Origin of the sequence: Streptomyces sp. SID12501, assembly GCF_010550245.1 — a bacterium.
Lineage (GTDB): Bacteria > Actinomycetota > Actinomycetes > Streptomycetales > Streptomycetaceae > Streptomyces.
In genome coordinates, this window is record NZ_JAAGLU010000282.1 from 1 (window position 1) to 596 (window position 596).

Annotated in this window: 1 protein-coding gene; it reads left to right on the plus strand. The window is 68.0% G+C overall.

Annotated elements, in window-relative coordinates; genetic code table 11:
- Positions 1-596: diiron oxygenase (locus tag G3I71_RS51990; protein WP_239149774.1), on the plus strand; the 596-nt coding region annotated here is incomplete at both ends.

Genomic DNA, 596 nt, shown 5'->3' on the forward strand with positions numbered 1-596 from the left:
CTACCCGGTGTACCGCACCCACCACAACCTGGCGCGGATCCTCAAGACGGTCTCCACCACCCCCGGTTCCTTCGCCTGCACCCTCCTCGGCGAGGAGATCCTCGACTGGATGCAGCGCCTGACCTTCCCGGACGAGCGCATCCAGCCCCTCGTGCGCGGCGTGACCCGCATCCACGTCATCGAGGAGGCCCGGCACGTCCGTTACGCCCGCGAGGAACTGCGCCGCCTGATGCTCACGAAGGGCAAGGGGAAGGAGCGCGGCGGCTTCATCTCGTACGCCCAGCTCGGCATCAACCAGCTCGGCGCGGTGTACGAGGGCCTGATGTCGTACACCGGCTTCATCGCCGACGAGGACCTGTGGGAGGTCGCCAAGGCCGGCGACCCCTCCGGCGGCAGCTGGATGATCAAGGCTTCGCAGGTCCAGGACTACCCGGACGAGGTGTTCGTCCGCCGTGTGAACGACGAAACCGGTGCCGCCGAACGCGTGGTTCACTCCCGGGGCAAGTTCGTCTACCGGCTGGCCGGCCGCGACCGGCAGACCTCCGCGTCGTACTACACGCCGAAGTCCCTCACCGAGGTCACCGTCGAACTGGCTC